This window comes from Pseudarthrobacter sp. HLT1-3 (assembly GCF_059383535.1).
Map to the genome: position 1 here is coordinate 18636 of NZ_JBWZCJ010000023.1, position 26868 is coordinate 45503.

22 protein-coding genes and 1 tRNA gene are annotated in these 26868 nt (G+C 68.4%); 9 read left to right on the top strand and 14 right to left on the bottom strand.

Going from position 1 to position 26868, the window contains the following annotated elements:
• Nucleotides 1-19 precede the first annotated feature (19 nt).
• Nucleotides 20-1429, top strand: a complete 1410-nt coding sequence (locus AC50X9_RS17560; protein WP_494895579.1) for a UDP-glucose dehydrogenase family protein — start codon at nucleotides 20-22, stop codon at nucleotides 1427-1429.
• A gap of 26 nt (nucleotides 1430-1455) precedes the next feature.
• On the opposite strand, the gene AC50X9_RS17565 is transcribed toward AC50X9_RS17560, so the two are convergent.
• From AC50X9_RS17565 to AC50X9_RS17575, 3 genes are all read right to left on the bottom strand, one after another.
• Nucleotides 1456-2586, bottom strand: coding sequence for a NosD domain-containing protein (locus AC50X9_RS17565; protein WP_494895581.1), 1131 nt, complete (start codon nucleotides 2584-2586; stop codon nucleotides 1456-1458).
• 119 nt (nucleotides 2587-2705) lie between these two features.
• Entirely contained in the window at nucleotides 2706-3722 is a 1017-nt protein-coding gene (locus AC50X9_RS17570) for an asparaginase (RefSeq protein WP_494895583.1), read from the bottom strand.
• Between the two features lie 36 nt (nucleotides 3723-3758).
• Nucleotides 3759-5432: a molybdopterin-dependent oxidoreductase gene (locus AC50X9_RS17575; RefSeq protein WP_494895585.1), complete on the bottom strand. Its 1674-nt coding sequence runs from the start codon at nucleotides 5430-5432 to the stop codon at nucleotides 3759-3761.
• Nucleotides 5433-5612: 180 nt separating this feature from the next.
• Between AC50X9_RS17575 and purD the strand changes: the two genes are divergently transcribed.
• Nucleotides 5613-6923: a phosphoribosylamine--glycine ligase gene (gene purD, locus AC50X9_RS17580; RefSeq protein WP_494895587.1), complete on the top strand. Its 1311-nt coding sequence runs from the start codon at nucleotides 5613-5615 to the stop codon at nucleotides 6921-6923.
• Between the two features lie 2 nt (nucleotides 6924-6925).
• Nucleotides 6926-7900, top strand: coding sequence for a phosphoribosylaminoimidazolesuccinocarboxamide synthase (locus AC50X9_RS17585; protein ID WP_494895589.1), 975 nt, complete (start codon nucleotides 6926-6928; stop codon nucleotides 7898-7900).
• A 26-nt stretch (nucleotides 7901-7926) separates the two neighbouring features.
• On the opposite strand, the gene AC50X9_RS17590 is transcribed toward AC50X9_RS17585, so the two are convergent.
• Nucleotides 7927-9195 carry a helix-turn-helix domain-containing protein gene (locus AC50X9_RS17590; RefSeq protein ID WP_494895591.1) on the bottom strand — a complete coding sequence of 423 codons (1269 nt, stop codon included), beginning with the start codon at nucleotides 9193-9195 and terminating at the stop codon, nucleotides 7927-7929.
• 129 nt (nucleotides 9196-9324) lie between these two features.
• On the opposite strand from AC50X9_RS17590, the gene AC50X9_RS17595 reads away from it, so the two are divergent.
• Nucleotides 9325-9582: a hypothetical protein gene (locus AC50X9_RS17595; protein WP_494895593.1), complete on the top strand. Its 258-nt coding sequence runs from the start codon at nucleotides 9325-9327 to the stop codon at nucleotides 9580-9582.
• A 183-nt stretch (nucleotides 9583-9765) separates the two neighbouring features.
• On the opposite strand, the gene AC50X9_RS17600 is transcribed toward AC50X9_RS17595, so the two are convergent.
• From AC50X9_RS17600 to AC50X9_RS17620, 5 genes are all read right to left on the bottom strand, one after another.
• Nucleotides 9766-9842: transfer RNA gene (locus tag AC50X9_RS17600), tRNA-Pro, on the bottom strand.
• Nucleotides 9843-9907: 65 nt separating this feature from the next.
• Entirely contained in the window at nucleotides 9908-11737 is a 1830-nt protein-coding gene (locus AC50X9_RS17605; protein ID WP_494895595.1) for an ABC transporter ATP-binding protein, read from the bottom strand.
• Nucleotides 11734-13566, bottom strand: coding sequence for an ABC transporter ATP-binding protein (locus tag AC50X9_RS17610; protein ID WP_494895597.1), 1833 nt, complete (start codon nucleotides 13564-13566; stop codon nucleotides 11734-11736). Before AC50X9_RS17610 ends, AC50X9_RS17605 begins: the two co-directional genes overlap by 4 nt.
• 375 nt (nucleotides 13567-13941) lie before the next feature.
• Complete coding sequence (locus tag AC50X9_RS17615; RefSeq protein WP_494895599.1) at nucleotides 13942-14889, bottom strand: metallophosphoesterase; 948 nt, start codon at nucleotides 14887-14889, stop codon at nucleotides 13942-13944.
• Nucleotides 14886-17168 (bottom strand): transglycosylase domain-containing protein, encoded by a 2283-nt coding sequence (locus AC50X9_RS17620; RefSeq protein WP_494895601.1) that lies wholly within the window; start codon nucleotides 17166-17168, stop codon nucleotides 14886-14888. Before AC50X9_RS17620 ends, AC50X9_RS17615 begins: the two co-directional genes overlap by 4 nt.
• A gap of 37 nt (nucleotides 17169-17205) precedes the next feature.
• Between AC50X9_RS17620 and sp36 the strand changes: the two genes are divergently transcribed.
• Genes sp36 through AC50X9_RS17635 form a run of 3 tightly spaced genes read left to right on the top strand, consistent with a single transcriptional unit; the run spans nucleotide 17206 to nucleotide 18862 of the window.
• On the top strand, nucleotides 17206-17361 hold the full coding sequence (gene sp36, locus AC50X9_RS17625; protein ID WP_159828426.1) for a Sp36 family protein: 156 nt from the start codon (nucleotides 17206-17208) through the stop codon (nucleotides 17359-17361).
• A 2-nt stretch (nucleotides 17362-17363) separates the two neighbouring features.
• Nucleotides 17364-17933, top strand: a complete 570-nt coding sequence (locus tag AC50X9_RS17630; protein WP_494895604.1) for a RidA family protein — start codon at nucleotides 17364-17366, stop codon at nucleotides 17931-17933.
• A 17-nt stretch (nucleotides 17934-17950) separates the two neighbouring features.
• Nucleotides 17951-18862, top strand: a complete 912-nt coding sequence (locus AC50X9_RS17635) for an NUDIX hydrolase (RefSeq protein ID WP_494895606.1) — start codon at nucleotides 17951-17953, stop codon at nucleotides 18860-18862.
• 252 nt (nucleotides 18863-19114) lie between these two features.
• On the opposite strand, the gene AC50X9_RS17640 is transcribed toward AC50X9_RS17635, so the two are convergent.
• Nucleotides 19115-19792 (bottom strand): Crp/Fnr family transcriptional regulator, encoded by a 678-nt coding sequence (locus tag AC50X9_RS17640; RefSeq protein WP_011693220.1) that lies wholly within the window; start codon nucleotides 19790-19792, stop codon nucleotides 19115-19117.
• Between the two features lie 207 nt (nucleotides 19793-19999).
• On the opposite strand from AC50X9_RS17640, the gene AC50X9_RS17645 reads away from it, so the two are divergent.
• On the top strand, nucleotides 20000-21184 hold the full coding sequence (locus AC50X9_RS17645) for a MarP family serine protease (protein WP_494895608.1): 1185 nt from the start codon (nucleotides 20000-20002) through the stop codon (nucleotides 21182-21184).
• 40 nt (nucleotides 21185-21224) lie between these two features.
• On the opposite strand, the gene AC50X9_RS17650 is transcribed toward AC50X9_RS17645, so the two are convergent.
• Both AC50X9_RS17650 and aroQ read right to left on the bottom strand, forming a co-directional pair.
• The gene (locus AC50X9_RS17650) at nucleotides 21225-22274 is read right to left on the bottom strand and encodes a DUF2332 domain-containing protein (RefSeq protein ID WP_494895610.1); all 1050 of its coding nucleotides are present in this window, start codon (nucleotides 22272-22274) and stop codon (nucleotides 21225-21227) included.
• Nucleotides 22275-22276: 2 nt separating this feature from the next.
• Nucleotides 22277-22750, bottom strand: a complete 474-nt coding sequence (gene aroQ, locus AC50X9_RS17655) for a type II 3-dehydroquinate dehydratase (RefSeq protein WP_494895612.1) — start codon at nucleotides 22748-22750, stop codon at nucleotides 22277-22279.
• Between the two features lie 224 nt (nucleotides 22751-22974).
• Between aroQ and AC50X9_RS17660 the strand changes: the two genes are divergently transcribed.
• Nucleotides 22975-23952 carry an SMP-30/gluconolactonase/LRE family protein gene (locus AC50X9_RS17660; RefSeq protein ID WP_494895616.1) on the top strand — a complete coding sequence of 326 codons (978 nt, stop codon included), beginning with the start codon at nucleotides 22975-22977 and terminating at the stop codon, nucleotides 23950-23952.
• A gap of 24 nt (nucleotides 23953-23976) precedes the next feature.
• On the opposite strand, the gene AC50X9_RS17665 is transcribed toward AC50X9_RS17660, so the two are convergent.
• Together AC50X9_RS17665 and acs are read right to left on the bottom strand one after the other, a co-directional pair.
• On the bottom strand, nucleotides 23977-24375 hold the full coding sequence (locus tag AC50X9_RS17665; RefSeq protein ID WP_494895620.1) for an SRPBCC family protein: 399 nt from the start codon (nucleotides 24373-24375) through the stop codon (nucleotides 23977-23979).
• Between the two features lie 72 nt (nucleotides 24376-24447).
• A complete protein-coding gene (gene acs / locus AC50X9_RS17670; protein WP_494895623.1) occupies nucleotides 24448-26478 on the bottom strand; it encodes an acetate--CoA ligase in 2031 nt (676 codons plus the stop codon).
• Nucleotides 26479-26868 lie beyond the last annotated feature (390 nt).

Sequence of the window (26868 nt, forward strand, 5' to 3'; positions counted from 1 at the left end):
CTCAGGAAAAGAGAAACCAATGTGCAACCCTCCGTCATCGCCCCTGCCCGCTCCCAGGCTCACTGTCGTCGGCACCGGATACCTCGGCGCCACGCACGCCATCTGCATGGCACTCCTGGGCTTCGAGGTCCTCGGGGCCGACGTCGACCGGAACAAGATCGAGATGCTCCGGGCCGGCAGGGTTCCGTTCTTCGAACCCGGCCTGCCCGAGAAGCTTGGCGAGGCCCTGGCCTCCGGCCGGCTGCGCTTTACCACCGACTTCGACGAGGTGGCGCAGTTCGGCGATGTCCACTTCCTCTGCGTTGGCACCCCGCAGGCGGCCGGTTCCGGCGCCGCGGACCTGGGCTATGTCGAAGCCGCTTTCACCACCCTTGCCTCGCGTATTTCACGCAGAGCCCTGCTCGTGGGCAAGTCCACCGTTCCGATCGGAACTGCCGCGCGGCTCACCCGAATGATCAAGGACATCGCGCCGATCGGGTGCGAGCTGGAACTTGCGTGGAACCCCGAATTCCTCCGCGAGGGATATGCCGTGCAGGACACGCTGCATCCTGACCGGCTGGTCTTTGGGGTCGAGTCCGAGTGGGCGGAATCCCAGCTCCGGGCGGTGTTTGCCCCGATTCTTGGCACCGGCACTCCTTTGATCGTGGCGGACCTGTCCACCTCGGAGCTGGTCAAGGTGGCGGCAAATTCTTTCCTGGCCACGAAGATCTCCTTTATCAACGCGATGGCCGAGGTTTGCGAGGCCACCGGCGCCGACGTCGGCCTGCTGGCCCAGGCGCTGAGCCTTGACGATCGGATTGGCCGGCGGTTCCTCAAACCCGGCCTCGGATTCGGCGGCGGCTGTCTGCCGAAGGACATCCGGGCCTTCCGCCACCGTGCCGAGGAGCTGGGCGTGGGCCAGGCCGTCAGCTTCCTGGCGGAGGTCGACGCGATCAACAACCGCCGGCGCGTCCGCACGGTGGACCTGATCCGGGAACTCGCCGGCGGGAACCTCGCCGGGGTGCGGGTGGCAGCCCTCGGGGCGGCCTTCAAACCGAACTCAGACGATGTGCGCGACGCCCCGGCGCTCGACGTCGCCCGGCTCCTGTATCTGGAGGGTGCGGTGGTGACCGTCTATGACCCGGAGGCCAATGCCAACGCCCACAAGCTCTACCCGGACCTCAACTACGTCGGTTCGATGGAGGAGGCGGTGGTCCAGGCCGATGTTGTGGCGCTGCTCACCGAGTGGGAGGAGTTCCGCCGCGCCGATCCGGACTACCTCGCCGGTTTCGTTCGCCAGCGCCTGGTCGTCGACGGACGTCATGCCCTCGATGCCAGCGACTACACCTCGAAAGGCTGGCAATACCGCGCCCTGGGCCGTCCCTACCAGGCGCGGACGGTACTGCTGCTGGAGGACGCACGCGACGGCGCCGCCGGCAATCCAGCCTAGTCACCGGGCAGCTGGGCCGGTTCCAGTCAGGGCGTGCACGGGACGTTGGCCAGTCCGCGGCCCGCAGCGCTGGGCATGCACCGGACGGAGTTTCCCCGGCCCTCGGACTGGATCCAGACTTCGTAACCGGGCACCCCGCCCAGCACGGCATTGCCGGCGAACACATTGTCCCGTCCCCAGCCGTCCAGGACGTTGTGGACCTGCAGGGCGTCGAGCTTGGTGGTTGACCCGGAGTTGCCGGTCACGGTGTAGCCGTTGCCCTTGACGTCCACCCAGGAATCGGCGGAGTTGGCGCCGGAGAGCCCCGCCCCGGAAAAGGTGTTGCCGGTGACCCTGCCGCCCGTGGTGCCTTCCTTGATATCGATTCCCTCGGCGGAGGTCCGGGAGATGCGGTTGTTGGCGATCAGGACCCGGTCCGACCGGTCGGGTGTTGTCGCGGAGCCCATCACCGACTTCCAGTTGCTCTTGGCGCTGCCCACGTAAATGCCCTCACCGAAGCCCGGCTTGGCCAGGCCGGTATCGTGGATCTCCGAGCCCTGGATGGTGCAGTCGGTGCTGTTGGCACGGAAGTGCACGGCTTCGCTGCCGATACCGCCGACGTCGACCTGGCTCAGGACGGTGTGCGCGGATCCGTCCAGGACGATTCCCTTGGCGGAGTTCGCGACGGACAGCCCCGATACGTGCCAGTAGCTGCCGGTGATGTGCAGCCCGTAGCCGGATGTCAGGGATCCGGAGCTGAGGACAACCGTGCGGGATCCGGTCAGGGTGATCGGGGCCGCCGCCGTGCCTGACGCAGCGGCCACGAATTTGCCGGTGTAGCCGCCGTCCTGGATCTGGATGGTCTGCCCCGGTTGTGCCGCCTCGAGGGCTGCGGCCAGCTCGGCGGAGGTGGACACGGTCACGGCGGCGGCCGGTATGGCTGCTGCGGGGGATGCCGGCGTCGGGCTTAATGGCGCCGGAGCCGTGGATGAAGGCAGCACGGTAAGTGTTGGGGCGGCGGCCGGCGACGGGGGTGTCGGCGCGGCGGTCCGTGCGCTGCCGGCGTCGGACGGGCCGGTTCCGGCGTCGGAAGGCACAGTGGCGAGCGCGACCAGAGCCAGGCCGGCGGCCAGCCGCGGCCAGAGCCGCGGCGCGCGGGGCTCGCCGTCGATCACCATGCTGCTCCGTTCGGTAGCAGGGCCCGGACGTTCACCCGGAGTGGGCGACGTCGGGAACTATCCAGACTGCCCGAGCCGCCGTCCGTAGTCCAGCCCACGTCCCACGGAGGGCCTCGCCGTCAGTCGAGCAGCGCCGAGACTGCCTGGCCGAGGCGGAGTTTGCCCACCGGCCGGCCGCCGCCGAGCACGGGCGTGACCACCTTGTCCAGCACGCTGGCCACTTCCGGGACGTCGACGGCGCCGGCGGCGGCCAGCAGGGTCAGCCCGACGAGCGTGGTGGCCCGGATGTTGCCGTCGAGGACCTTGATGGCGACGGCGGCGCCGGTGGGGGTGGCCATCACCAGCACGCCCTCCGCGCCGATCTTGGCGAGGATGCCGAGGTCGTCCATGACGATTGTGTTGCACTCGCCCTTGCCCTGAACCGCCCACGGGTAGTCCAGCATCGAGGTGGCGATCGTGGCGGCGCGGGCGTTGGAGTTCTTGTCCCCGGGGGCCTTGGCCAGTTTGGAGAAGGCCCGGGCCAGTCCTGTCAGGGAGACGGCGGCCACGGGGGCGCCGCAGCCGTCGATGCCGAGGTGGGCGATGCTTTCGCCGGTGTATTCCTCGATCACGGAGCGGATGCGCTGCTGCAGCGGGTGGTTGGGCTCGAGGTAGCTGTGGGTGTCCCAGCCGTTCTCGGTGCAGGCCCAGAGGAACGCGGCGTGCTTTCCGGAGCAGTTGAAGGCGAGCTTGGTTTTGCCCCTTTCGGAGCGGACCAGCCAGTTCCGGGCGGTCTCATCCTCGGGCCAGGCCGCGGGGCACTGGAGCTGCTCTTCCTTGACGCCTGCGGCCTTGAGCATGCCCTCGACGATGTCCATGTGATCCAGCGAGCCGACGTGGCTGCCGCAGGCGATTGCGACCTGGGCGCCGCGCAGGGGCACGCCGGACTGCATTGAGGCGAGGGCCTGCAGCGGCTTGAGCGTGGACCTGGCGAAGATCGGCGTGGTGATGTCGCCCAGTTCGGTGACGACGCTGCCGTCCCCGGCAATGAGGACGGCGGAGCCGATGTGCCGGGACTCCACAAAGCCGCTGCGTTCAACGACGGCCAGTTCGACGGCGGACTCGACGGTGAAGGTGGCGTGTGAATTCAGGGGCATGCAGCAAGTCTATGGTGCCCGGTGGGGATACCCCGGTTACTCCACGGTCACCATCAGCGACTGCCAGCCCGAGGCGCCGTCGGGCACCGGATCCGCGCGCTGGTCCGTCTGGACCTCGCCGGTTCCGTCCGTGGCGCGGGCCTTGATGTAGTGCGGGCCTGGCGTGGCTTCCCAGTCGAAGGACCACTGCCGCCACGTGATGAGTGAGGCCTCGTCCGAGAGGGTCGCCTCGGTCCAGGGCCCGTTGTCGATCTGGACCTCAACCCTGGTGATGCCGCGCGTCTGGGCCCAGGCGGTGCCGCCGATCGCAACCCGCCCAGCCGGAACCTTGGCGAAGGACTTCGGGACTTCCACCCGGGCCATGGTCTTGATCGGGCCCCGCTCGGACCAGCCGCGCCGCGTCCAGTAGGCCTGGCTGTCCGCGAAGCGGGTGACTTCGAGGTCCACCACCCATTTGGTGGCGGACACGAAGCCATACAGGCCAGGCACGACCATCCGCACGGGGTAACCGTGTTCCAGCGGCAGGGCTTCACCATTCATGCCGATCGCCAGCATCGCGTCGCGGTCGTCCTGGAGAACTTCCAGGGGGGTCGAGGCGCTGAAGCCGTCGATCGAGGTGGAGAGCACCATATCGGCGCCGTCCTTGGGTCCGGCCATCTTGAGCACGTCCCGGATGGGCATGCCCAGCCACTTGGCGTTGCCGGCCAGGTTCCCGCCGACCGGGTTGGACACACAGGTCAGGGAGACGTGCGATTCGATCAGCTTTGCGTCCAGCAGGTCCTGGAAGCTGAGCCGGACCTCCCGCTCCACCAGGCCGTGGATCCGCAGTTCCCAGTCCTGGACGTTGATTTCGGGCACGCTCAGGGCGGTGTCGATGCGGTAGAAGTCGTTGTTGGGTGTCAGCCACGGTGTCACGCCGGGAGCCCTGGACTGCACTCCGGCGGGAACGGCGGGGGCCGCTTTCGCAGGGGCGGGCAGCTGCAGGGATTCGCGGGCCTGGGCCACGTTGCTGCGGGCCGCGCTGAGCAGGCGTCCGCCCGTCGCAGCAATGGCTGAGGCCGCGGCGGTAACGCCGGTGGCGGCAAAGAACGCGCGGCGGCTCGCAGCGGGACGCTTCCCTGCGCCGGCGGCGGCCCGGTCCGGGCCCGTTGCGTGGCCCGGGTCCGCCCCTGGCCGCTGCTGGTCCCGCCACAACATTGCGATCAGGAGCCGCAGCGCGATCAATCCGGCCGCGGTGCCGATCAGCGAGGGAACCGCGTCCTGCGGACGGACTCCGGCCCGGGTCACCACGCTCGCCACGATCACGGCGCCCATCAGCAGCACGCCCAGGACGCCGAGGGTCCATTTGCGGTACGCGACGATGCCCAGGGCGCAGGCGAGCAGCGCGATGGTGGCAGCCATGCCGACGAACAGGGCGAGCTTGTCGTTGGTGCCGAACGTGGCGATCGCGAAATCCTTCAGCCACGGCGGCGTGAAGTCGATGAAGGTTGAGCCGAGGGCGTTCAGCGGCGTCGCCCGCGCGGTGAAGAACGCGCCGACCAGTTCGGCAACGGACAGGACGACGGCGGCCGCCGCCACTCCCGCCAGTGCGGCCAGGGCGGTGGGTCCGGACGGCCGCTTCGTCCGTGAGTCGTTGCCCGGCGGCGTCCGGGGGGGATTTCCTCGGCTGGGTTCTTCCGCGCGGGGCGTCTGCGTGCTGGGCTTCTCCATGTCTGGTCTTCGTAGCCGCACCCGCCGCGGATTGCCGCCCCCGCATGGGACATGCCCTCCCATGGGGTGCCGGGGTGGACATGTTGGCCTTATGTCCCGTGGGCGCCGCCCGGACTGGGCATGTCCCGGGGCGGTCACGGCTTAGGAGCCTGCCGGGTCCACAAAGTACCCTTGGGAACTGTGAAGGTACTAGTAATCGGCCCCGGCGGCCGCGAACACGCCATTGTCCGATCCTTGCTTGCTGACCCGAACGTATCCGAGGTCCACGCGGCCCCGGGCAACGCCGGCATCAGCAAACTGGTCCCCACACACGCCATCGACGCGAACGATCCCGACGCCGTCGCGGCCCTGGCCACCAAGCTGACCGTCGACCTGGTGGTCGTTGGCCCCGAGGCTCCGCTTGCCGCCGGGGTGTCCGACGCCGTCCGCGCCGCCGGCATCCCCGTGTTCGGCCCGAGCAGGGCCGCGGCCCAGCTCGAAGCCTCCAAGGCTTTCGCCAAGGAAATTATGGCCGAGGCCGATGTTCCCACCGCCATGGCCAGGGTGGCCGCCAACGCAGAGGAAGCCTCCGACGCGCTCGACACCTTCGGCGCCCCCTACGTGGTCAAGGACGACGGACTCGCCGCCGGCAAGGGCGTCGTCGTCACCAACAACCGGGACGAGGCGCTCGCGCACGCGCTGAGCTGCTTCGACGCCGGCGGCACCGTGGTGATCGAGGAGTTCCTCGATGGCCCCGAGGTCTCCGTGTTTGTCCTCTGCGACGGCCTCAACACCGTGGCGCTCTCCCCGGCGCAGGACTTCAAAAGGATCTTCGACAACGACGAAGGCCCCAACACCGGCGGCATGGGCGCCTACACCCCGCTGGAATGGGCGCCCGAAGGCCTCGTCCAGGAAGTCATCGACCGCGTCGCCCAGCCCACGGTGAACCAGATGGCGCACCGCGGCACCCCGTTCGTCGGCGTGCTCTTCGTCGGCCTCGCCCTGACCTCCCGCGGCACCCGCGTGATCGAATTCAACGTCCGCTTCGGCGACCCGGAAACCCAGGCCGTGCTCGCCCGCCTCAAAACCCCCCTCGGCGGGCTGCTGATGGCGGCCGCCAGGGGCGAACTGGACAAGGTCCAGCCGCTGCGCTGGTCCAAGGACACCGCGGTCGCCGTCGTCGTCGCCGCTGAAAACTACCCTGACACCCCGCGCACCGGCGACCGGATCCGCGGGCTCAAAAAAGTCGAGTTGATCGAGGGTGTCCACGTGATCCACGCCGGCACCAGGCTCGACGACGAAGGCAAGGTTGTCTCCGCCGGCGGCCGGGTCCTGGCCGTGGTGGCGCTGGGCACCGACCTCGTCGAGGCCAGGGAACGGGCTTACGACGGCGTCGAGCTGGTCCAGCTGGACGGCAGCCAGTTCCGCACCGACATCGGAGGCAAGGCGGCCCGCGGCGAGATCAAGGTCACGACGCCCGGCACCCCCGGCGCCACGAAAGCGAAGGCCTGAGCATGAGCACGCCAGAATCCTCCGTCCCGGAAACGACCGGACCCACCTCTGCGCCGAAGACCGGCCTGGACACCGCGACTCTGGACCTGCCCGGCTGGAAGCATATCTACTCCGGAAAAGTCCGCGACCTGTACGTCTCGTCCGACGCATCTATCACGGAGCGGATCGGCCAGGAGTGCGTCCTCGTCGTCGCCAGCGACCGGATCAGCGCCTACGACCACGTCCTCGCCAGTGAAATCCCGGACAAGGGCCGCATCCTGACCCAGCTGAGCCTCTGGTGGTTCGAACAGCTCGGCGTGGAGCACCACGTGCTGGCGTCCACGGTCGACGCCGGCGTGCCCGCCGCCGTCGAGGGCCGGGCGATGATCTGCAAGAAGCTGGACATGTTCCCGGTCGAATGCATCGCCCGCGGCTACCTCACCGGCTCAGGGCTGCTGGAGTACCGGCAGTCCGGCACCGTCTGCAGCATCCCCCTTCCGGACGGACTCGTGGACGGGTCACGGCTCGGCGAGGCCATCTTCACCCCCTCCGCGAAGGCCGAGGTGGGCGAGCATGACGAGAACATCACCTACGACGCCGTCGTGGAGCTCGTCGGGGCGGACATCGCCGCCCGGCTGCGCGAGCTCACCCTGGAGATCTACACCAAGGCCGAGGCGATCGCCCGCGGCCGCGGCATCATCCTCGCCGACACCAAGGTGGAGTTCGGCTTCGACGCCGCCAGCGGCGTCATCACCCTCGGCGACGAGGTGCTTACCCCGGACTCCTCACGGTTCTGGGATGCCGCGACCTACGAACCGGGCAAGGCCCAGCCCTCCTATGACAAGCAGTACGTCCGCGACTGGCTGACCTCGGCCGAATCCGGCTGGGACAAGTCCTCGGACACCCCGCCGCCGGCGCTGCCCGCCGACGTCGTCGTCCGCACCCGCAGCCGCTACGTGGAGGCCTACGAGAAGCTCACCGGGCGCACGTTCGCCTAGACGTAATTAACCACGGGCGGGGGCCGCTAGGTTCCGGCGGAAGCAGCGGCCTGCGCCCGGCGCTGCGCCAGCCGGATTTCCAGCACGGCGTCCATGGACTGCTGGACCCGGTCCGAGGCGCCGGCTGCACTGAATTCCCGCTGCGCTTCCTCAAGGTAGACGAGAGCCTCGTCGGATTCACCAGCCGCCTTGAGCGCCTTGCCGAGCAGTAACGAGACTTCGCCGGCGGTGTGCTTTGCCAGAGCATCCTTGTCGGCGTGGATCTCGCGCAGTTTCTGGACTGCAGCGACGATATCGCCGGTGAGGTAGAGCCAGCGGGCCCGGATGAACGCCACCTCGAGGTGGTCCGTTTTGTTGCCCCCCACGATGGACAGCGCCAGCTCGGCACGTTCGATCGAGGTCAGCGTTTCGGGTTCGACGATGCCGGAGGACAGGCGGACGGCGGCCGAGGCCTTGTTGAACCGGGCCCAGAGGTCGATGTCGTTCGCCGGGGAGAGCATCTGTGCCGCACGCTCGTGGTACTTGATGCCCTCCTGGTAGTCGTGGCGCATGAATGCCACGTTGCCGATCACCCAGGCAACCTCGCCGGCGAGCTGGGTCATGGAATGATCATCCATCTGCTCGTTCATGTCCTGGCAGTACTGCCACGCCTCATCGAGGCGGCCGCTTTCGGCCAGCGCGCCGATCAGGGCGCGCAGCGCGCCGATGATCAGGGTGGATCCCTTCGGCAGTTCGGCGCAGAGCCGCACTGCCGCCTGCGAGTGTTCGACGGCGGCCGTCAGCTGTCCCTGCCCCTGCGCGGCCGCGGCGAGCATCTGCTCAGCCCGTACGCCCAGCCCCGCCGACTCGGCGGCCATCGGGTGGTCCAGCAGTCGCTGCACGATGTCCTTGCACTCTTCCCACCGGCCCTGCTTGATCAGGCATTCGGCCTGCATATAGCTCATATTCCACCAGGCACTGGTGTTCTTGGCATCGAGCGCGATCTGGGCCGCGGCCGCGGCGTGCTTCGCCGCCAGCGGGTAATCCCGCAGGTCCCAGGCCTGTCGGGCATAAAGCCCCGCGAGCACGTACTCGGCATCACTGATGGATACCGGCTGGCTCCAGGCTTCCAACGCTTTTGGGGCGAGCTCCAGCCGCCGGGCCAGCTCTTCAATCACATCCGCGGTTGGTTCACGGCGCCCGGTCTCCAGTAGGGAGATGTAGCTGGGCGAGTAGAGATCCCGACCCAGTTCGGCCTGCGTCAGGCCGCGTTCCAGCCGTTCCGCTCGGAGTTTTTCCCCGAATCCGTTCCCCACGGATACCTCCTAATTCCGGACATTCTTTGTACTAAATGCTTGACAGTCTCTGTGGAAATCATTTTACAATGTGTGTCAACAAGGGTAGTGCTGACTTGGTAACGACTCCGACTCATATTGAGGAACTCTATGTTGAAGAAGATTGCAGCTGGCGCCGTTTTGGCGTGTGCACTGGCATTCTCCGCTGCGGCCCCGGCCATGCTGTCCGCTGGTTCCACTGTCGACGAGGTCGGATTCACCGCTGTGGGTAACTGGCCGGATCCCATGAACGCCCCTCAGGCCGTGGGCAACTGGCCTGACCCGATGACCTTCTCCACCAACGTGGGCAACTGGCCTGACCCGATGACTTACTCCACCAACGTGGGCAACTGGCCCGACCCGATGTAAGCAAACGCACGTCGTAGCCCCGGGACATCGCGAACGCGTCCCGGGGCTATTTTTTGCCCTGGTGGCGGTAAATCAGGAACCGGGTTGGCGGCCCCGGGAACTGCTGAAGGCGTCGTCCTGAACCGGGCCTTCCGCCGACGCAAAAAGAAGAGGACCTTCCAGCTGGAAGGCCCTCTTCTTGATTGGTCGGGATGACAGGATTTGAACCTGCGACCTCGTCGTCCCGAACGACGCGCGCTACCAAGCTGCGCCACATCCCGATCCGTTACTTCAAAAGCAACTTCACAAGAGTATCCGATAGGAGCCCCGGATGCGAAATCGGGGCTCAGACCAGCGAATCCTTCCAGGCCCCGTGCAGGCGGGCGAACCGGCCGCCGCCGCCGATCAGCTCTGCCGGGCTGCCGTCCTCGACGACGAGCCCGTCGTGGATCACGAGGACCCGGTCGACGGCCTCCACCGTGGACAGGCGGTGGGCGATGATGAGGGCGGTCCGTCCGGCGTCGGTTCCGTTGCCCTTGAGCAGCCGTGCAAGGCCGGCCTGGACAAGCCGTTCAGAGGGGATATCCAGCGAGGACGTTGCCTCGTCCAGGATCAGCACGGCGGGCCGGGCCAGGAAGGCCCGGGCGAAGCTGATCAGCTGGCGCTGCCCGGCGGAAACCCGGCCGCCGCGCTTGTTGACGTCCGTGTCGTAGCCCTCGGGGAGCGCCTGGATGAACCCGTGCGCGCCCACGGCCTTCGCGGCGGCCTCGATTTCGGCGCGGGACGCCCCCGGCCGGCCGAGGGCGATGTTGTCCGCCACGGAGCCGCTGAACAGGAAGGCCTCCTGGGTGACCATCACGACGTTCCGGCGCAGGTCGGCCGTCGCGAGCTCCCGCAGGTCCACGCCGTCGAGCGTCAGGGAGCCGGCGGAGACGTCGTAGAAGCGGGCGATCAGCTTGGCGAAGGTGGACTTGCCGGCACCGGTCTGGCCCACCAGCGCCACGGTCTGGCCGGCGGGGATGTGCAGGTCCAGCGTGGGGATGACCACCGGGCCGTCGCCGTAGCGGAATTCGACCTGCCGGAAGTCGATCGTTCCGCCGGCGTCGTGCAGTGCCTCCGGGTTCGTGGGCGGCCGGACGGTGGGGACCTCCTCCAGCAGCCCGGAGACTTTCTCCAGCGCCGCCTGGGCGCTCTGGAAGGAGTTGTAGAACATGGCCATCTGGTCCACCGGCTGGAAGAAGCGCTTGGTGGACAGGATCAGGGCCAGCAGGACGCCGACGGCGAGATCGCCGCTGAGCACCCGGAAACCGCCGAAGAGCAGGACGACGGCAACGCAGACGTTGCCGATCAGCACCAGGCCGGGCTGGAAGATGCCGTTGAGGTTGATGGAGCGGACCGTGACCCTGCGGTAGTCCTCGGCGAGGCCGGCGTAGTGTGCCGCGTTGTCGCGTTCCTTGCGGAAGGCCTTGACCGCGCGGATTCCGGTCATGGTTTCCACGAAGTGCACAATCATCCCGGACGAAGCGACGCGGGATTCGCGGAACGCGATCTGGGAGTGTTTCTGGTACCAGCGGGTCAGGAAGTACATCGGCACGCCGGCGGCCAGGACCAGCAGCCCGCTGCGCCAGTCCAGGGCGACCACCGTCGCGGCCGTCAGCACCATAAACAGCAGCCCCGAGGCCAGCGAGCTGATCCCGGAGTCCAGGAGCTCGCGCAGCGCCTCCAGATCCGAGGTCTGCCGGGCGATAATGCGCCCCGAGGTGTACTTTTCGTGGAATTCCAGGCTGAGCCGCTGGGTGTGCCGGAAAACCCGGACGCGCAGGTCCAGCAGCATCGCCTGGCTCAGGCGCGCCGTCGAGGTCACGTACAGGGCCGTGAGGCCCGCCGTCGCGATGGCGGCCGCCAGGTAGGCGGCGCCGGTGAGCAGCAGCGGCAGGTTGTCACCGGCCCGCAGGGCAGGCAGCGCCCGGTCGATGCCGAAGGCGATCAGCGCCGGCCCGGCAACCCGCGCAGCCTGTGACAGCACGACGGCGGCAATGGTCAGCCAGAACCGCCGGCGCACCGGGCGGATGAGCGAGCCGAGCAGGGCCAGGGAGCGGCGCCGCACGGCCTTGCTCTCGGTCCGGGACAGGTGCGCGTTGTCCTCGTTCGCGGTGCCGAAGGTTGTGCTGCTCATCGGGAGATCTCCTCGGCGCCGAAGCCTGACAGTTCGTTATCCAGCAGGTCGGAGTCGAGGTCCCGCGGCTCCGGATCGAGGCTGGCGATCACGTAGCGGTAGTGGCGGTTCTCCGCGAGCAGTTCGGTGTGGGTGCCGACCGCGGTGATCCGGCCGTCCTCCAGCAGCGCCACCCGGTCCGCCATCGCCACGGTCGACGGCCGGTGGGCCACGATCAGCGTGGTGGTGCCGGAGAGCACCTGCCGCAGCCTGGTCTCGACAAGTTCCTCGGTGTGGACGTCCAGGGCGGAGAGCGGATCGTCCAGGACCAGGACCCTGGGCCGGGCAGCGATGGCCCGGGCCAGGGCGATGCGCTGCCGCTGGCCGCCGGAAAGGCTGAGGCCTTCCTCGCCGATCAGCGTGTCCAGGCCCTCCGGCAGCGAGTACGCGAAGTGGGCCTGGGCGACGTCGAGCGCTTCCTCCAGCGCCTGCTCGCGTTGCCCGTCCGGCAGGCCGGCCGGGGCGCCCAGCATCACGTTGTCGCGGACCGAGTTGGAGAACAGGGTGGTGTCTTCAAACGCGACGCCGACGACCGTGCGGAGCTCCTCGACACTGAACTCGCGCAGGTCCACCCCGTCAATGGTGACGGCGCCGTCGGTGACATCGAAGAGCCGGGGAACCAGCTGGAGCAGCGCGCTTTTGCCGCTGCCCGTGATTCCGACCAAGGCCATCGTCTCACCGGGTTGGACCGCAAGGCTGATGCCCTTGAGGATCGGCTTCTCCGGGGCATCCTCATAGGCAAAGCTGACGCCGCTGAAGCGGAGCGCGCCCTTCAGCTCGGCCGGGCGGCGCGGCTGTGCCGGGCTGGTGATCGTATTCACCGAGTCCATCACCTCGAAGTGCCGGTCCAGCACGGACTTGGCGTTGAGGGCCATGGCCAGCAGCGTGCCGGAAAACTCGACCGGGGTTGAAACCACGGCAGCGGTCGCGAAGAACGCCACCAGCGCGCCGATGCTCAGCTCGCCGGTCGAAACCAGCAGGACGCCGACGACGAGACCGGCGCCGAGGGCCAGCTCGGGCAGCAGCGTGACGACCATGCTGAAGGTGGCCACGTGCTTGGCCTTGACGATCTCCGTCTGGCGGAGCTCCTCGGCCTGTTCGTTGAAGTTCTCCAGCGCCTCGCGGCTGCGGCCGAACGCCTTGAGCACCCGGATCCCGTGGACCGATTCCTCGACCGTGGTGGCGAGGTCGCCGGCCTGGTCCTGGCTGCGGCGGGCCACCTTGCTGAAGCGGGTGCGGAAGCGGAAGCCGTAAACCATGATCGGCACGGCGGCGGCGAGGAAGATCAGCGCCAGCTGCCAGCTCATCGTGAACATGACCACGACGCCGATCACCACGGTAAGGGTGGTGACCACCAGCATGATGGCGCCGAAGGCCATCCAGCGGCGCAGGAAGTTCAGGTCCGTCATGGCACGGGAGAGCAGCTGGCCGGAGCCCCACCGGTCGTGGAAGGAGACGGTCAAGTCCTGCAGATGGTCATAGAGGGAGACCCGCATCCGGGTCTCGACGGTGGTGGCGGGATTGATCACGAACTGCCGGCGCAGCGCCACCAGGCCGGCCTCCGCGACACCCAGGCCCAGGACCACGAGGGAGGCGATCCAGACCGCGTCCGCGCTGCCGCCGGGCCGGAGCGACTCGTTGACCAGCACCCGCAGCACCTGGGGGATCGTCAGGGCCACAAGACTGGCGGTCAGGGCGCAGAGCAGGCCCATAACGAGCCGCGGAATGATCGGCCTGACGTGGGGATAGAGACGGCTGATGGAGGAGAAAAATGAGGTCTGCTTGGCCATGCCCGCTTCTTAATGCTCAGCTGCGTAGGGGTAAACGCACCCGGATGTAGTTTCCTGTAGCAACTACCCTAGGGCATCGGCGCCCCGCGGGACATGCCCAGTGGCGGCCGGGGAGGGCATGCCTTGTGCTGGCAGCGGGACATGCCCAGTGGCGGCCCCGGGGAGTGGACAGAAGGCCACGATGTCCACCCGCGGAGCCCGGGGGAGCGCATGTCCCGCGGTGGCCGGGGCAGGCCGGGGAGGGCATGTCCAGTGGTGGCCGCGGGGAGGGGACAGGAGGCCACTATGTCCATCCCCGGAGCCCGGGGGAGGGCATGTCCTGCGGCGGCTGGCGTTGGCCGGGTTGCCGGAATGGGCGGGAGGACCCGGGTGGGCTCAGGGGCGCGGTGCGAGCGTGAGCAGCACGGCCTCGGGTTTGCAGGCGATCCGGACCGGGGCGAAGCGTGAGGTGCCGATGCCGCCGGAGACGTTCACCGGCGTCGTGCGTCCGTTGCTTTCCCAGTCGTGCAGGCCCTTGGCGCGCCAGGTCGGCAGGTCGCAGTTGGCCACGAGCGCACCGAATCCCGGGACGCAGATCTGGCCGCCGTGGGTGTGCCCGGCGAGGAGCAGGTCGGCCTGGTCCTCGGTGAAGTGGTCCAGGACGCGCTGGTACGGGGCGTGGATGACGGCGACCCGGAGGTGCGGCGCGCTGTCCTGGCCCTTGGTGCCCCGGGGCCAGCCGGCGTACCGCTCGAGGCCCAGGTGCGGATCGTCGACGCCGGAGAAGTCGACGCGCAGGCCCCTGACGATCAGCGACTGGCAGCGGTTGGTCAGGTCCACCCAGCCGCCCATGCCGAAGCCGGCGCGGAGCCGCGGCCAGTCCAGTTTGATGGGATCCTTGGGCTTGACGGACGGTCCCAGGAAGTAGGCGGCCGGGTTTTTCAGCCGCGGGGCGAAGTAGTCGTTCGAACCGGGGACGAAGACGCCGGGAAACTTCATCAGCGGGCGCAGCGCCTCCAGCACCGGTTCCACGGCCTTGGCGTGGCTGAGGTTGTCGCCGGTGTTGACCACCAGATCCGGTTCCAGTTCCGCGAGCGAGGACAGCCACGCGGCCTTGCTGCGTTGGCCGGGCACGAAGTGGATGTCGCTCAGGTGCAGTACCCGGATCGGGGCGAACCCTGCCGGGAGGATCGGCAGGGTCTCCTCGCGCAGGACGAACTGGTTTTTCTCCCACAGCCCGTATCCGGTGGCGGCGGCACCCGTCACGGCGCCCGCGGCGGCGGTGACGGCAAAGCCGCGCCCGATGCTTCGGACGCGGCTTGCCAGCGGGTTGTTTCCGGTCACGGGTTCGGCTTATCGCCGTTGCCGGGCTTGGTCTCCGAGGGGGCTGGCTCCGGTGCCGGGCTGGACGGTTCCGGTGAAGACTGCGTTGCCTGCGTCGACGGCTTGGGTGCCGTGGTGGGGGTCGGACCGGTCACCAGGTTCGACGGCGGGGCCGTGAACGGGTTGGTGCCGTACGCCGGGGCCACCTCGGTCATGTAGTTCGAGAACTGCGGGCCCGCGATCATGTAGCCGTCGATGGCCTTGTAGAACTTGCCGTTGAAGGTCAGGTTGCGTCCCGGCCGGTCCTGGCCGCCCAGCGCGTCGCCGAACCAGGACGCCGTCGCCAGGCCGCTGGTGTAGCCGACCACCCAGGTGGAGTTGTTGGGGTCGTTGGTGCCGGTCTTGGCGGCGATCGGGAAGCTGGTCTTGGTGGAGATCCGCGGCCTGATCAGGGAGCCGGAGCCGCGGTTGAGGACTTCCTGCAGCGCGAAGCTGACACCGCGGGCAACTTCCGGTTTGATCGCATCGCGGCAGCTGGTGGCCTGGGCCGGCAGCTGGGCGCCGCTGGCGTCGGTCACCGACTCAATGGCCATCGGCTCGCAGTACTTGCCGTCGTTCGCGAAGGTGGCGAATGCGCTGGCCATGGTCAGCGGCGAGGTCTGGGTCGCGCCGATCAGGTTGGACAGCCGTGTCATGGGGACGGGCTCGTTGGTCTGGCCCGCGTGGATTCCGGCGGCGTCGACGATCTTCTGGATGCCGCAGAGGTCCACTCCCGCCGCCGTGGCGAACGTCATGGTGTTGATCGAGTTCGCGAGGCCGTCGACGACGCTCATGTTCTTGTAATATCCTTCTTCGGCGTTCTGCAGGTCATCCGCCGCGCCGAGCCGCTTTTCCGCGGTGTTGTAGGCGCCGTCCACCGGGGTGGGGCAGGTGTTCTTCCACCGGTAGTTCAGCGGGTACTTGCGCACGGTCCCGTTGAGGACTGTGTTCATCGACTTGCCTTCGTTGAGCCACGCGGCGAAGGTGAACGGCTTCATTGTGGAGCCGGGCTGGAAGCCGCCCAGGCCGCCGAGGTCGTTGCCCTGGGCGTCACGCATGTCGACGTTGAAGTTGATGACGTTGTTGAACTTTCCTTCGGCCTCAAGGAACTGGGTGTTCTGCGCCATCGAGACGATCTTGCCGGAGCCGGGCTGCACGGAGACCAGCGAGGCGCCCCACTTGTCCGGGTTTTCCCCGGCGGAGGCCTCAACCTGGGCCTGTGCCACCGCCTGGGCGTTCGGGTCCAGCGTGGTCTTGATGGTCAGGCCGCCGCGGAACACCGTCCGCTCGCGTTCCTTCGCGTCGGCGCCGTAGGCCGGGTTGTTCAGCAGCAGGTGCAGCACGTAGTCGCAGAAGTACGGGGCCGTCGCCGAGTAGGCGCAGCCCTGGCGCGGCTGGGTGACCTTTGTTTCCACCGGGGTGGCCACCGCGGCGTCGTACTCGGCCTGCGGAATCTTGCCCTGCGTCAGCATGGACTGCAGCACCAGGTCGCGGCGGACCTTGGCGTTTTCCGGGTTGTTGATCGGGTCGAAGAAGGATGGGCTGTTGACCAGGCCGGCCAGGAGCGCCGCCTGCGGCAGGTTCAGGTCCTTGGCGGTGGTGCTGAAGAAGAACTTGGACGCGGCCTCGATGCCGTAGGCGTCACGGTTGAAGAACACGATGTTGAGGTAGCCCTCAAGGATCTGCTCCTTGGTGAACTTCTTCTCGAGCGCGATGGCGAGCTTCATCTCCCGCAGCTTGTCGCCCACGCCCTTGTTCACGCCGTTCAGCAGGACCTGGTCACCCTTGCCCTCGGCTTCGAGGGTGGAGTTGATGACGTTGTTCACGTACTGCTGGGTGATGGTCGAGGCACCCTGCCGGTTGCCGCGGGCCGTGCTGACCAGGGCGCGCATGATGCCGGTGGTGTCCACCCCGCCGTGCTCATAGAAGCGGCTGTCCTCAATGGCGATTACCGCGTCCTTGACGTACGGCGACATCTGGTCGAGGGATACCCGGGTGCGGTTCTCCGCGTAGAGGTTGGCGATCACGCTGCCGTCGGAGGCCAGGATCGACGTCGACTGGCTCGGCGGGTCCACCTGCAGCTCGGCCGGGAGGGTCTCGAAGAACTTGATCGATCCGCTCGCGGAGCCGCCGGTGACCGCGGCCGCAGGGACCAGCAGCCCCGCAACCAGGACGCCACAAATGGCGCTCACGCCCAGGAAAAGAAGGATCTTTCCGAGGGTGGTGGCCGTGTCAAATAAAGGGTTCTTACCAGTCGCCATGTTTTCCACTTTACCGGCAAGGACTAGGCTTTAGCTCATGACCAAATGGGAGTACGCCACGATTCCGCTCATTATCCACGCCACAAAGCAGATTTTGGACCAGTGGGGTGACGACGGCTGGGAGCTCGTGCAGGTTGTCACGGGCCCGGACGGAAACGGCCTCGTTGCCTACCTGAAGCGGGAGAAGCAGTAGCCATGAGCACCCCCGCATCCGCCGGTCCGGGCGCCTCCGCAGTTCCCGGGGCGCCGACCCAGAGTACCGCCGGCACCGGCGCGTCGTCCGCCGTCGAGCAGCGCCTCGCCGAGCTCGGCCTGAGCCTGCCGGAGGTTGCCGCCCCGGTGGCCGCCTACGTGCCCGCCGTCATCTCCGGCAACCACGTGTACACCTCCGGCCAGCTGCCGTTCATCAACGGCAGGCTTGAGGCGACCGGAAAGGTGTCCTCCGGCACCGAAGGCGCCTCGGACGAGGCCACCGTTTCCCCGGAGGCTGCCAAGCAGTACGCCGCGGTATGCGCCGTCAACGCCCTGGCCGCCGTGAAGAGTGTCATCGGTGACCTGGACCGGATCACGCGGATCGTCAAGGTGGTCGGCTTTGTGTCCTCTGACCCGTCCTTCACGGGCCAGCCCGGTGTGATCAACGGCGCGTCGGACCTGCTCGGCAAGGTCCTCGGCGACGCCGGCCAGCACGCACGGTCCGCCGTCGGCGTGGCCGTCCTCCCGCTCGACTCCCCGGTTGAAGTCGAACTGATCGCCGAATTCGCCTAGAGGGCAGGTCAACTCCCTTGCCTCAGTTAGCCCGACGCCTCTTTGCTCTTCCCCCGGATCTTGAGGGGGCGGCCCGCAGCTGGATGGAACACGGCGAGCGGACCCCCCGCAAGCCCCGCTTCGCTTCCTCGGTGGTGCTGCTGCGCGACTCGCCCACGGGGCTGGAGACGTGGCTGGGCTACCGGCCCGGCACGTCACCGCTGGGTGTTCTCGCCTTTCCCGGCGGCTCCCTGGAGGCGTCCGACGACGACGCCGTCGGCTGGTTGGGCCCCTCGCAGCAGCATTGGGCCGAGCAGATGGGGACCGCCGACGTCGGGCTGGCGCGCCGCCATGTGGTCGGCGCCATCCGCGAACTGTTCGAGGAAACCGGCATCCTGCTGGCCGGTCCCGACCTGTCCACCACGGTGGAGGCGACCACCTCCGCGGACTGGATGCGGGCCCGGGTTGCTGTGGCGGAGCAGGAGAAGTCCTTCACCGAGGTGCTCGCCAAGCGCGGGCTTTCGGTGCGGACCGACCTGCTCAAACCCCTGGTCAACTGGCTCAGCCCGGACTTCGCGCACCGCCGCTTCAACACCCGCTATTTCGCCGCGACGGTGCCGGTGAACCAGCAGCCGTCGCTGCTGGCCACCAAGGGCGTCTGGGGCCGCTGGGTCTGCGCCCGCAGGGTCATTGACGAACGGAACACCACCGCGCTCGGCGACGAGGTGGGCCAGGAGAACACGGTCGGGCGCACCCTCGGCGAACTCCTGGTGCCCGGCTCGGAGATCATGCTCGAGAAGATGGCGGCGGCCAACGGCTGCATCGCGTACTTGAGCTACAAGCGCAAATTCCACGTCTACCAGCCGAAGCTCGTCGAGGAAGACGGGCAGCTCATGCTTGAAGTCGAGGCGGCCAAGACCGTCGCCGGAGAACCCCAGCGCGAACGCTGACCCCGGCCCTAGCCCCGACTGCCCCCACCCTGGGCCCCACGGTTCCCACGGCTGGACATGTCCTCCGGTGGCCCCGGCGGGTGGACAGGGTGGCATTGTGTCCACTCCTGGGTGCGAGGACTGGGCATGTCCCGCGGGCGAGCTGTGACCAACGCTGGGCATGTCCCGCGGGCAGGGGCGTAGGGGTAGGGCTTAACCACCGAAGGCCGGCACCGTTTCCGCGGTCCGGCCTTCGTGTGCTGCCAAAGAGGGTTAGCGGGAGCGCTGGCGGAGGCGCTGCATGTCGAGGATGACGACGGCGCGGGCCTCCAGGCGCAGCCAGCCGCGCTGCACAAACTCGGCGAGGGCCTTGTTGACGGTTTCGCGGGAAGCCCCGACCAGCTGGGCCAGTTCTTCCTGGGTCAGCTCGTGGGCGACCAGGACGCCGTCGGTCGCGGGGCGGCCGAAACGGTCCGCCAGGTCCAGCAGCGCCTTGGCGACCCGGCCCGGAACGTCGGAGAAGACCAGGTCGGAGAGGGAATCGTTGGTGCGGCGCAGCCGGCGGGCCAGGGCCTGCAGCAGTTGGGCCGAGACCTCCGGGCGGGTGCGCAGCAGCGCATTGAGGCTCTCGTTCTTGAGCCCGGCCAGGCGCGTTTCCGAGACAGCCGTTGCCGTGGCGGTGCGGGGGCTCGGATCGAACAGCGCCATTTCGCCGAACAGTTCACCCGGGCCGAGGATGGCCAGCAGTGATTCGCGGCCGTCCGGGGAGGTGCGCCCGAGCTTGACCTTGCCGGAGACGATGAAGTAGAGCTGGTCGCCCTGGTCGCCTTCCCGGAATACCGAGGCTCCGCGTGAGAGGTCCACCTCGGTGAGTTCGTCCGTCAACAGACGGAACGCCTCGTCGTCGAGCGTGGCGAAGAGGGGTGCGCGGCGCAATACCTCGATATCCATGAAATCTCCTGTCTAAACTGTGTCGGCTGGGGCGCTTCAGCCATTGTTTCAGAATTTTGGAGCTTCTGTGACGTACTTGGCACCGAAACGCGGCAAACGTCATGCCCGGGGCGGGAGGAGCACCCGCCGCGGGCCGCCGGGCGGGCCCGGCAAACTGTCAGCCGGCGCCGGTAGAATTGGGGCTTACCTGCCTATCAAGGAGCATTGGTGTTCGGCTTGACCATCCTGGACCTCGTCCTGATTCTGACGCTGCTGTCCTACCTGATCCATGGCCTGCGCAACGGCTTCCTCGTCACTGTCGGCGGCATCGCCGGCTTCGCCGCGGGCGCCGTGGCCGCGTTCCTGTCCGTCCCCATTGTCAGCGGCCTGGTGGAGGACAGCGGCTGGCGCCTCACGGCGATCATTGGCGCCGCCGTGCTGCTGATGGTGCTGGGGCACGGGCTGGGCACGGCGATCGGCCGCCGGGTCCGCAATGTCGTGCGGATCAGGCCGCTCCGGTCCATCGACCGCGTGGCCGGCGGCGGCGTCAACGTGGTGGTCTCCGCCCTGGTCATGTCGATGCTGGCTTTTAGCCTCGGTGCGCTCGGCGTTCCCTTCGTCTCCCAGCCGCTCGCCGAGTCGAAAGTCATCCGCTTCATCGACGGCGTGACTCCCGTGCCGGTCAAGGCGTCGATGGCCCAGCTGCGGTCCGCCGTGATCGGCGAGGGTATCCCGACCCTGTTCGAGGGAATCGGCCAGGGCCAGCCGGTGGCCGTTCCGGATGCCAGCACCAACACCCCGGCCCTGAACAACGCCGCGGCTTCGGTCCTGAAGATTGCGGGCACCGCCTACCAGTGCGGACAGAACCAGACCGGATCGGGTTTCGTCGTGTCTCCCGGCCGGGTGGTGACGAACGCCCACGTGGTCGCCGGCGTGCCCGAACCGGTCGTGGAGATCCCCGGCGGCGGCGCCCTGCCCGGGCGCGTGGTGTACTTCGACAGCCAGCATGACCTCGCCGTCGTGGCCGTGGACGGCCTGCGCGCGGCCCCGCTGCCGCTCAGCGCCGACCTGCCCGCCGGCAGTCCGGCCGCGTTCGCCGGCTACCCCCACGGCGGCCCGTTCCAGTCCAAACCCGCCACCGTGCAGGACATTGCGACGGTGCTGGTGCCGGACATCTACGGCGGCAACCCCGCGCCGGAGGACGTGTACCGGATTGCCGGGGACGTCCAGCCGGGTAACTCCGGCGGACCGCTGCTGACCACCGACGGGCAGGTCGCGGGCGTGATCTTCGCCAAGGCGACGGAGGAATCGTCGCTGGGCTATGCCATCACGATGACGGATCTGGGGCCGGTGGCCGCCCAGGCGCCGGGCCTCGGCCGTGCCGTTTCCCCGGGCCAGTGCATCCAGAAGTAGCAGGGCCGGCGGAACCGCCCCGGCGCGCGGGGTTCGATCGCTAGAGCCATTCCAGGCTCTGGCCGTGCGGACCGGCGATCGCGGCGGGCCGGCCGTTGTGCAGCAGCAGGAACCGGCCGCGGAGCCGGGATTCGTCCATTTCGGGAACCACGCTGGAGCCATCGGCCTGGATGATCACCGTGTGCCCTTCGTTGGAGAGCCAGTGGCAGCCGCGTTCGGCGGCGAGCCGGGCCATGGTGCTCCGGAAGCGCTCCCTGGCCTCCGCATCGAGGTAGGCCATGACCGCGCTGTGGAGGACCACCAGGGTGGCGTCCGCCGGGGCCTGCGCGGCGAGGGCGGGGAGCCGGTCGTTGAGGTCCCCGGCCACCAGCAGCGGCGGGTCGGCCCGGGCGATAGCGATTGCCCGGCGCAGCCGTTCGCGGCGGAAGTCCTGTTCCGGCCAGACCAGCGCTTCGAGCCAGGCGACGTCGTCGGCGTTCCTGACGTCCAGCGGGTTAAGGTCGATCCCGGCACGCCAGACCACCGGCGGAAGTTCCGCCGGGAGCGGGACCGGGCCGGTGACGGTGCAGCCCAGGACCGGGTAACTCCCCGGTGCGGCGCCGGCCGGGACCAGCCGCGTAAACTGACCGCCGGCGTCGTACTCATAGCCGTAGCGGTCCGGAAACAGGGCGAGGCCGGCCGACGCTCCGACCTCGAGGAGCGCCAGCGGGCGCCCGCCTGCGGCGGCGATCTGCGCCAGGGACGGCAGCAGGGTGGCGCAGCGCCCGGCCTCATTGGTCTGGGTGGCGCGGCTGAGCACGATCCGGGAGACGTCGTCCCCGTGGGCGTCCAGGAATGCCCGGAAGTCCGGGTAGGGGCTGATCCGGGCGCCGAGGAAGCGTGCGGCCGCGAGCATCAGCAGGGGCTGGCGTTTGTTGTACGGCCACTGGTCGATCCGCCGGATCAGCTCCGGGTCACCCGCGATGCGCACGGACCACTCCGCGTAACAGGCGGAGTTGCCCGGCGCGTCGACGGTGCCGAAGTGCCGGTACCACTCGGCGGTGGCCGACGGACCCCTGCCGCGGGCGCCGCCGCGCTCAGCGGGGGACAAGTTCAGTCCTTGCCGGCCTGCAGCCCGGCGAGGTACTCCACGGCGAACTGGTAGCCCAGGACGCCTGCGCCGGCGATCACGGCCTTGCTGATGTCGGAGAGATAGGAGTGGTGCCGGAACTCCTCGCGGGCATGGACATTGGTGATGTGGACCTCGACGGCGGGCAGCTGCACTGCGGAGATGGCGTCCCGGATGGCGACCGAGGTGTGCGTGTACGCGCCGGCGTTGATGACGATGCCTAGCGCCTTCCCGCGGGCGGCGTGGATGGCGTCCACGAGCGCACCCTCGTGGTTGGACTGGAAGCACTCGACGTCCAGGCCGTGCGCCGCGCCGGTGTCCTTGGCGAGCTGTTCGACGTCGGCGAGGGTGGCGGTGCCGTATTTGTCGGGTTCGCGGGTGCCGAGCAGGTTCAGATTGGGTCCGTTGAGGACCAGGATGGTGCCGCGGCCGGCGCCGCCGGGGGTGGTTTCGCTCATGCCTGCCAATGTATCGCGTTGCGTTGCGGCCCGCCGCCTCCGGCTGCGGAAACGTCAGCGGAAACGTCAGCGGAAACGGCGCATGGCCGTGCGCAGATGACTGCCCGGGGGCGGCCGGCGGGCACTGGAACCCAGCTGCTGCCCTGCTTAAACTGAAAGGACCACCGTGCGGAGCTCCCGTACCGGTCAGCTCGTGCGCGGAAAGCCCGATCTCGGAGCACATCATGCGCAGCATTCATGCAGAAAAATCATTCCGCCGGCTCGCCGTGGGCATCATCGCCCTGGCCGCGTTTCTCGTGCCGGCGCCCCCGGCCGCCGCTTCCGGCGGGGACCGGGATGACCGGTCCCCGGTCATCACACTCCCCGGCGCTACCGGCGCTGAAGGCATCGCCGCAGGGGAGGGAAGTACGTTCTTCGCCGGCGACCTGCTCAAGGGCAACATCTTCCGGGGGGACATCGACAAAGGCACCGCAAAACTGTTCATCACTGCCCCGGAGGGCCGGGCGGCCGTCGGTCTGAAAGTCGACCGGGACAACGACCTTCTGTTCGTCGCCGGCGGCGCCACCGGCCAGGCCTATGTGTATGACCTGGAGACCAAAGAAACCGCGAGAATCTATGAGCTCGCGCCGGCCGGTGCCAGCTTCATCAACGACGTCGCGCTGACCGGCGACGGCGCGTGGTTCACCAATTCCAGTGCCGGCGAGCTGTACCGGATACCGATCGGCCACAACGGGGAACTGGGCGACGTCCAGACCCTGGCGCTGGAAGCGCCGGCCGGCACCGTGGATAAGGGGTTCAACCTCAACGGCATCGCCGCCGCCGACGACGGGGACACGCTGATCGTGGCCCACTTCGCCCGCGGTGCCCTGTATGCGGTGGACCCGGACGACGGATCCAACAAGCAGATCCGCGTCACGGACTCCTCCGGCGCCCCGGTCGAGGTGACGAACGTCGACGGCATCGTGGTCCGTGGCGACACCCTCTGGGCCGTGCAGAACTTCTCGAACCAGGTCAGCCGGATCGAACTGAACGGGTCGCTGGGCAGGGGGAAGGTGCAGGAAGTCATCACCAGCCCGAACTTCGACGTCCCGACGACGGCGGCGCTGTTCGGCGATACCCTCGCCCTCGTCAACGCGAAGTTCTCGACGCCTCAGGCCACGAGCTTCGAGGTAGTCCTGGTCAGGGCCTGCTCCGGGGCCTGAGTTCTCAACGTGTCCCGGACGTCCCTAACGTGTCGCGAGCCGCTCTATCCGCCGCAGCGCCAGGGCGCACACCGGAAGGTAGGCGGGCGCCCACCACGGGACGGTGAAGGTGACGAGGCAGCCGCCGGGCTGCGGAACGACCCGGTGGCCCGTGGCAGGGACCCCCGCCACGGACCAGGACCAGTACCGTGCCGGCTCGAACGCTGTCACGGTGTAAGGCAGCGCCGCACCCAGGACGGTGCGGACCCTGCCACGGCTGCCGAGCCCAATCCCTCCGGCCGCGGTCCCCGCCGGCGTTCCGGCCGGGGCGGGCTCGACGCCGGTGATCGACGGCCCCCAGTCCGGCCACTTCCCAGGATCGGTGAGCAGGGCCCAGACATCCTGCACGGGCGCGGCGACCCGGCGCGACACGGAAAAGGTCACCCGCGCCGCACCTCACACGCGTCGCTCACCGCTGCAGCGCTCCGCCCCGCGCAGCCCGGACCGGGTTCCCGCTCACTTCCGGAGCGACTGCGCGATCTGGGCCATGACGGTGTTGTCGGCCAGGGTGGTGGCGTCGCCGACTTCGCGACCTTCCGCGACGTCTTTGAGCAGCCGGCGCATGATCTTGCCCGAGCGGGTCTTGGGCAGTTCGGGCACCACCAGGATGGTCTTGGGCTTGGCGATCGGCCCGATCTCCTTGCTGACGTGGTTCCGCAGTTCCTGCACGATCGCGTCCCCGGTGTCCACGGCGTCGCCGCGCAGGATCACGAAGGCGACGACGGACTGGCCGGTGGTCTCGTCCGCGGCGCCCACGACGGCGGCCTCGGCGACGGCGGGGTGGGACACGAGGGCGGATTCGATTTCGGCGGTGGAGAGGCGGTGGCCGGAAATGTTCATCACGTCATCGACCCGGCCGAGCAGCCAGATGTCGCCGTCCTCGTCCTTCTTGGCGCCGTCCCCGGCGAAGTACATGGTCTCGAAGCGGGACCAGTAGGTTTCCTTGAAGCGCTCCGGGTCGCCCCAGATGCCGCGCAGCATGGCCGGCCACGGTTCGCGGATCACGAGGTAGCCGCCGGAGCCGTTGGGCACGGACTCCCCGGCCTCGTCCACGACGTCCACGGCGATGCCGGGCAGCGGGACCTGGGCCGAGCCGGGCTTGGTGGCCGTGACGCCGGGCAGCGGGGCGATCATCTGCGCGCCGGTTTCGGTCTGCCACCAGGTGTCCACGACCGGGGCCGGGGTTTCTTTCCGCTCGCCGTTCTTGCCGGCATTGCCGCCGATGACCTCGCGGTACCACATCCACGCTTCGGGGTTTATGGGTTCGCCGACGGAGCCCAGGACGCGGATCGAGGAGAGGTCCGATTTCGCGGGGATCTCCTTGCCCCACTTCATGAACGTCCGGATCGCGGTGGGTGCGGTGTAGAGGATGGAGACCTTGTACTTCTCCACGATTTCCCACCAGCGGCCCTGGTGCGGGGAGTCCGGGGTGCCTTCGTACATCACCTGGGTGGCGCCGTTCAGGAGCGGGGCGTAGGCGACGTACGAGTGCCCGGTGATCCAGCCGACGTCGGCCGTGCACCAGTAGACGTCGGTTTCCGGCTTGAGGTCAAAGACGGCCCTGTGCGTGTAGGCGGTCTGGGTGAGGTAGCCGCCGGTGGTGTGCAGGATGCCCTTGGGCTTGCCCGTGGTCCCGGAGGTGTAGAGGATAAAGAGCGGGTGCTCGGAGTCATGCCCGACGGCGGTGTGCTCGGGCGAGGCGGTCTCGACCGTGTCCGCCCACCAGTGGTCCCGGCCCTCGTGCCAGTCGACGTCCTGGCCGTTGCGCTTGACCACCACGACGTTCTCAACAGTGTGCCCGGAACCGTCTCCCTCGTGGGACAACGCGTCGTCGACGGCGTGCTTGAGCGAGCTGGGCTTGCCGCGGCGGTAGGTGCCGTCCGCGGTGACCACGAGCTTGGCCTCGGCGTCGTCGATCCGGGAGCGGAGCGCCTCGGCGGAGAAGCCGCCAAAGACCACCGAGTGGATGGCGCCGATCCGGGCGCAGGCCAGCAGCGTGATGACAGCCTCGGGAATCATCGGCAAATACACGGCCACACGGTCGCCCTTGGCGACGCCGAGCGACTCAAAGGCGTTGGCCGCCTTCTTGACCTCGTCGGTGAGCTGGGCGTAGGTATACGTCCGGGTATCGCCCGGTTCGCCCTCGAAGTAGATCGCAACGCGGTCGCCGTGGCCGGCCTCGACGTGGCGGTCCAGCGCGTTGTAGGCCGCGTTGACCTCGCCGCCGACGAACCACTTCGCGAACGGAGGATTGGACCAGTCCAGGGCCTGGCTGAAGTCCTTGCTCCAGCTCAGCAGCTCGCGGGCCTGCTTCGCCCAGAAGGCGGGCCGGTCGGCGTCGGCCTCGGCGTAGTCCGCGGCGGTGACCACGGCGTTGGCGGCGAACTCGGGAGAAGGGGCGAACTTACGGTTCTCCTGCGACAGGTTTTCGAAGGCATCGCGCTGGGGAGCCTGCGTCGTCGTGGAGCCGGGTGTCTGCTGGGACATGGTGAACCTCATCATTCATCGATCCGTGCTGTGGGGAGCATCCGTTCCCGCCGCAGCGCCGGGCCGCTTGCGCGTCGTCGGGCATCGGCTGGTCACGGACGTACCGCGAAAAGCTGTTCCGAAATACACACTAACGCCTGCGCCGCGTCGGACGTGTGCCGCGTCACATGCCGAACCGTGAGCGGTGTTTGTTAAGCGCCGAGTGGCGGCGGGGGTGCCCCGCGCAGCAAAACCGGGACGTCAGTTCGTGCCCCTGCCCCCGGCTTGTCAGCTAGTGATCGGCCTGCCACTTGACTAGGCTGAGATGAAGTTGTGACATCCGATGGAGGCGACAGGACCGCCCACGGTCCCTGCTCGGCCTGCTGTTAGACGGCGCTGTCCAGAGTGCCG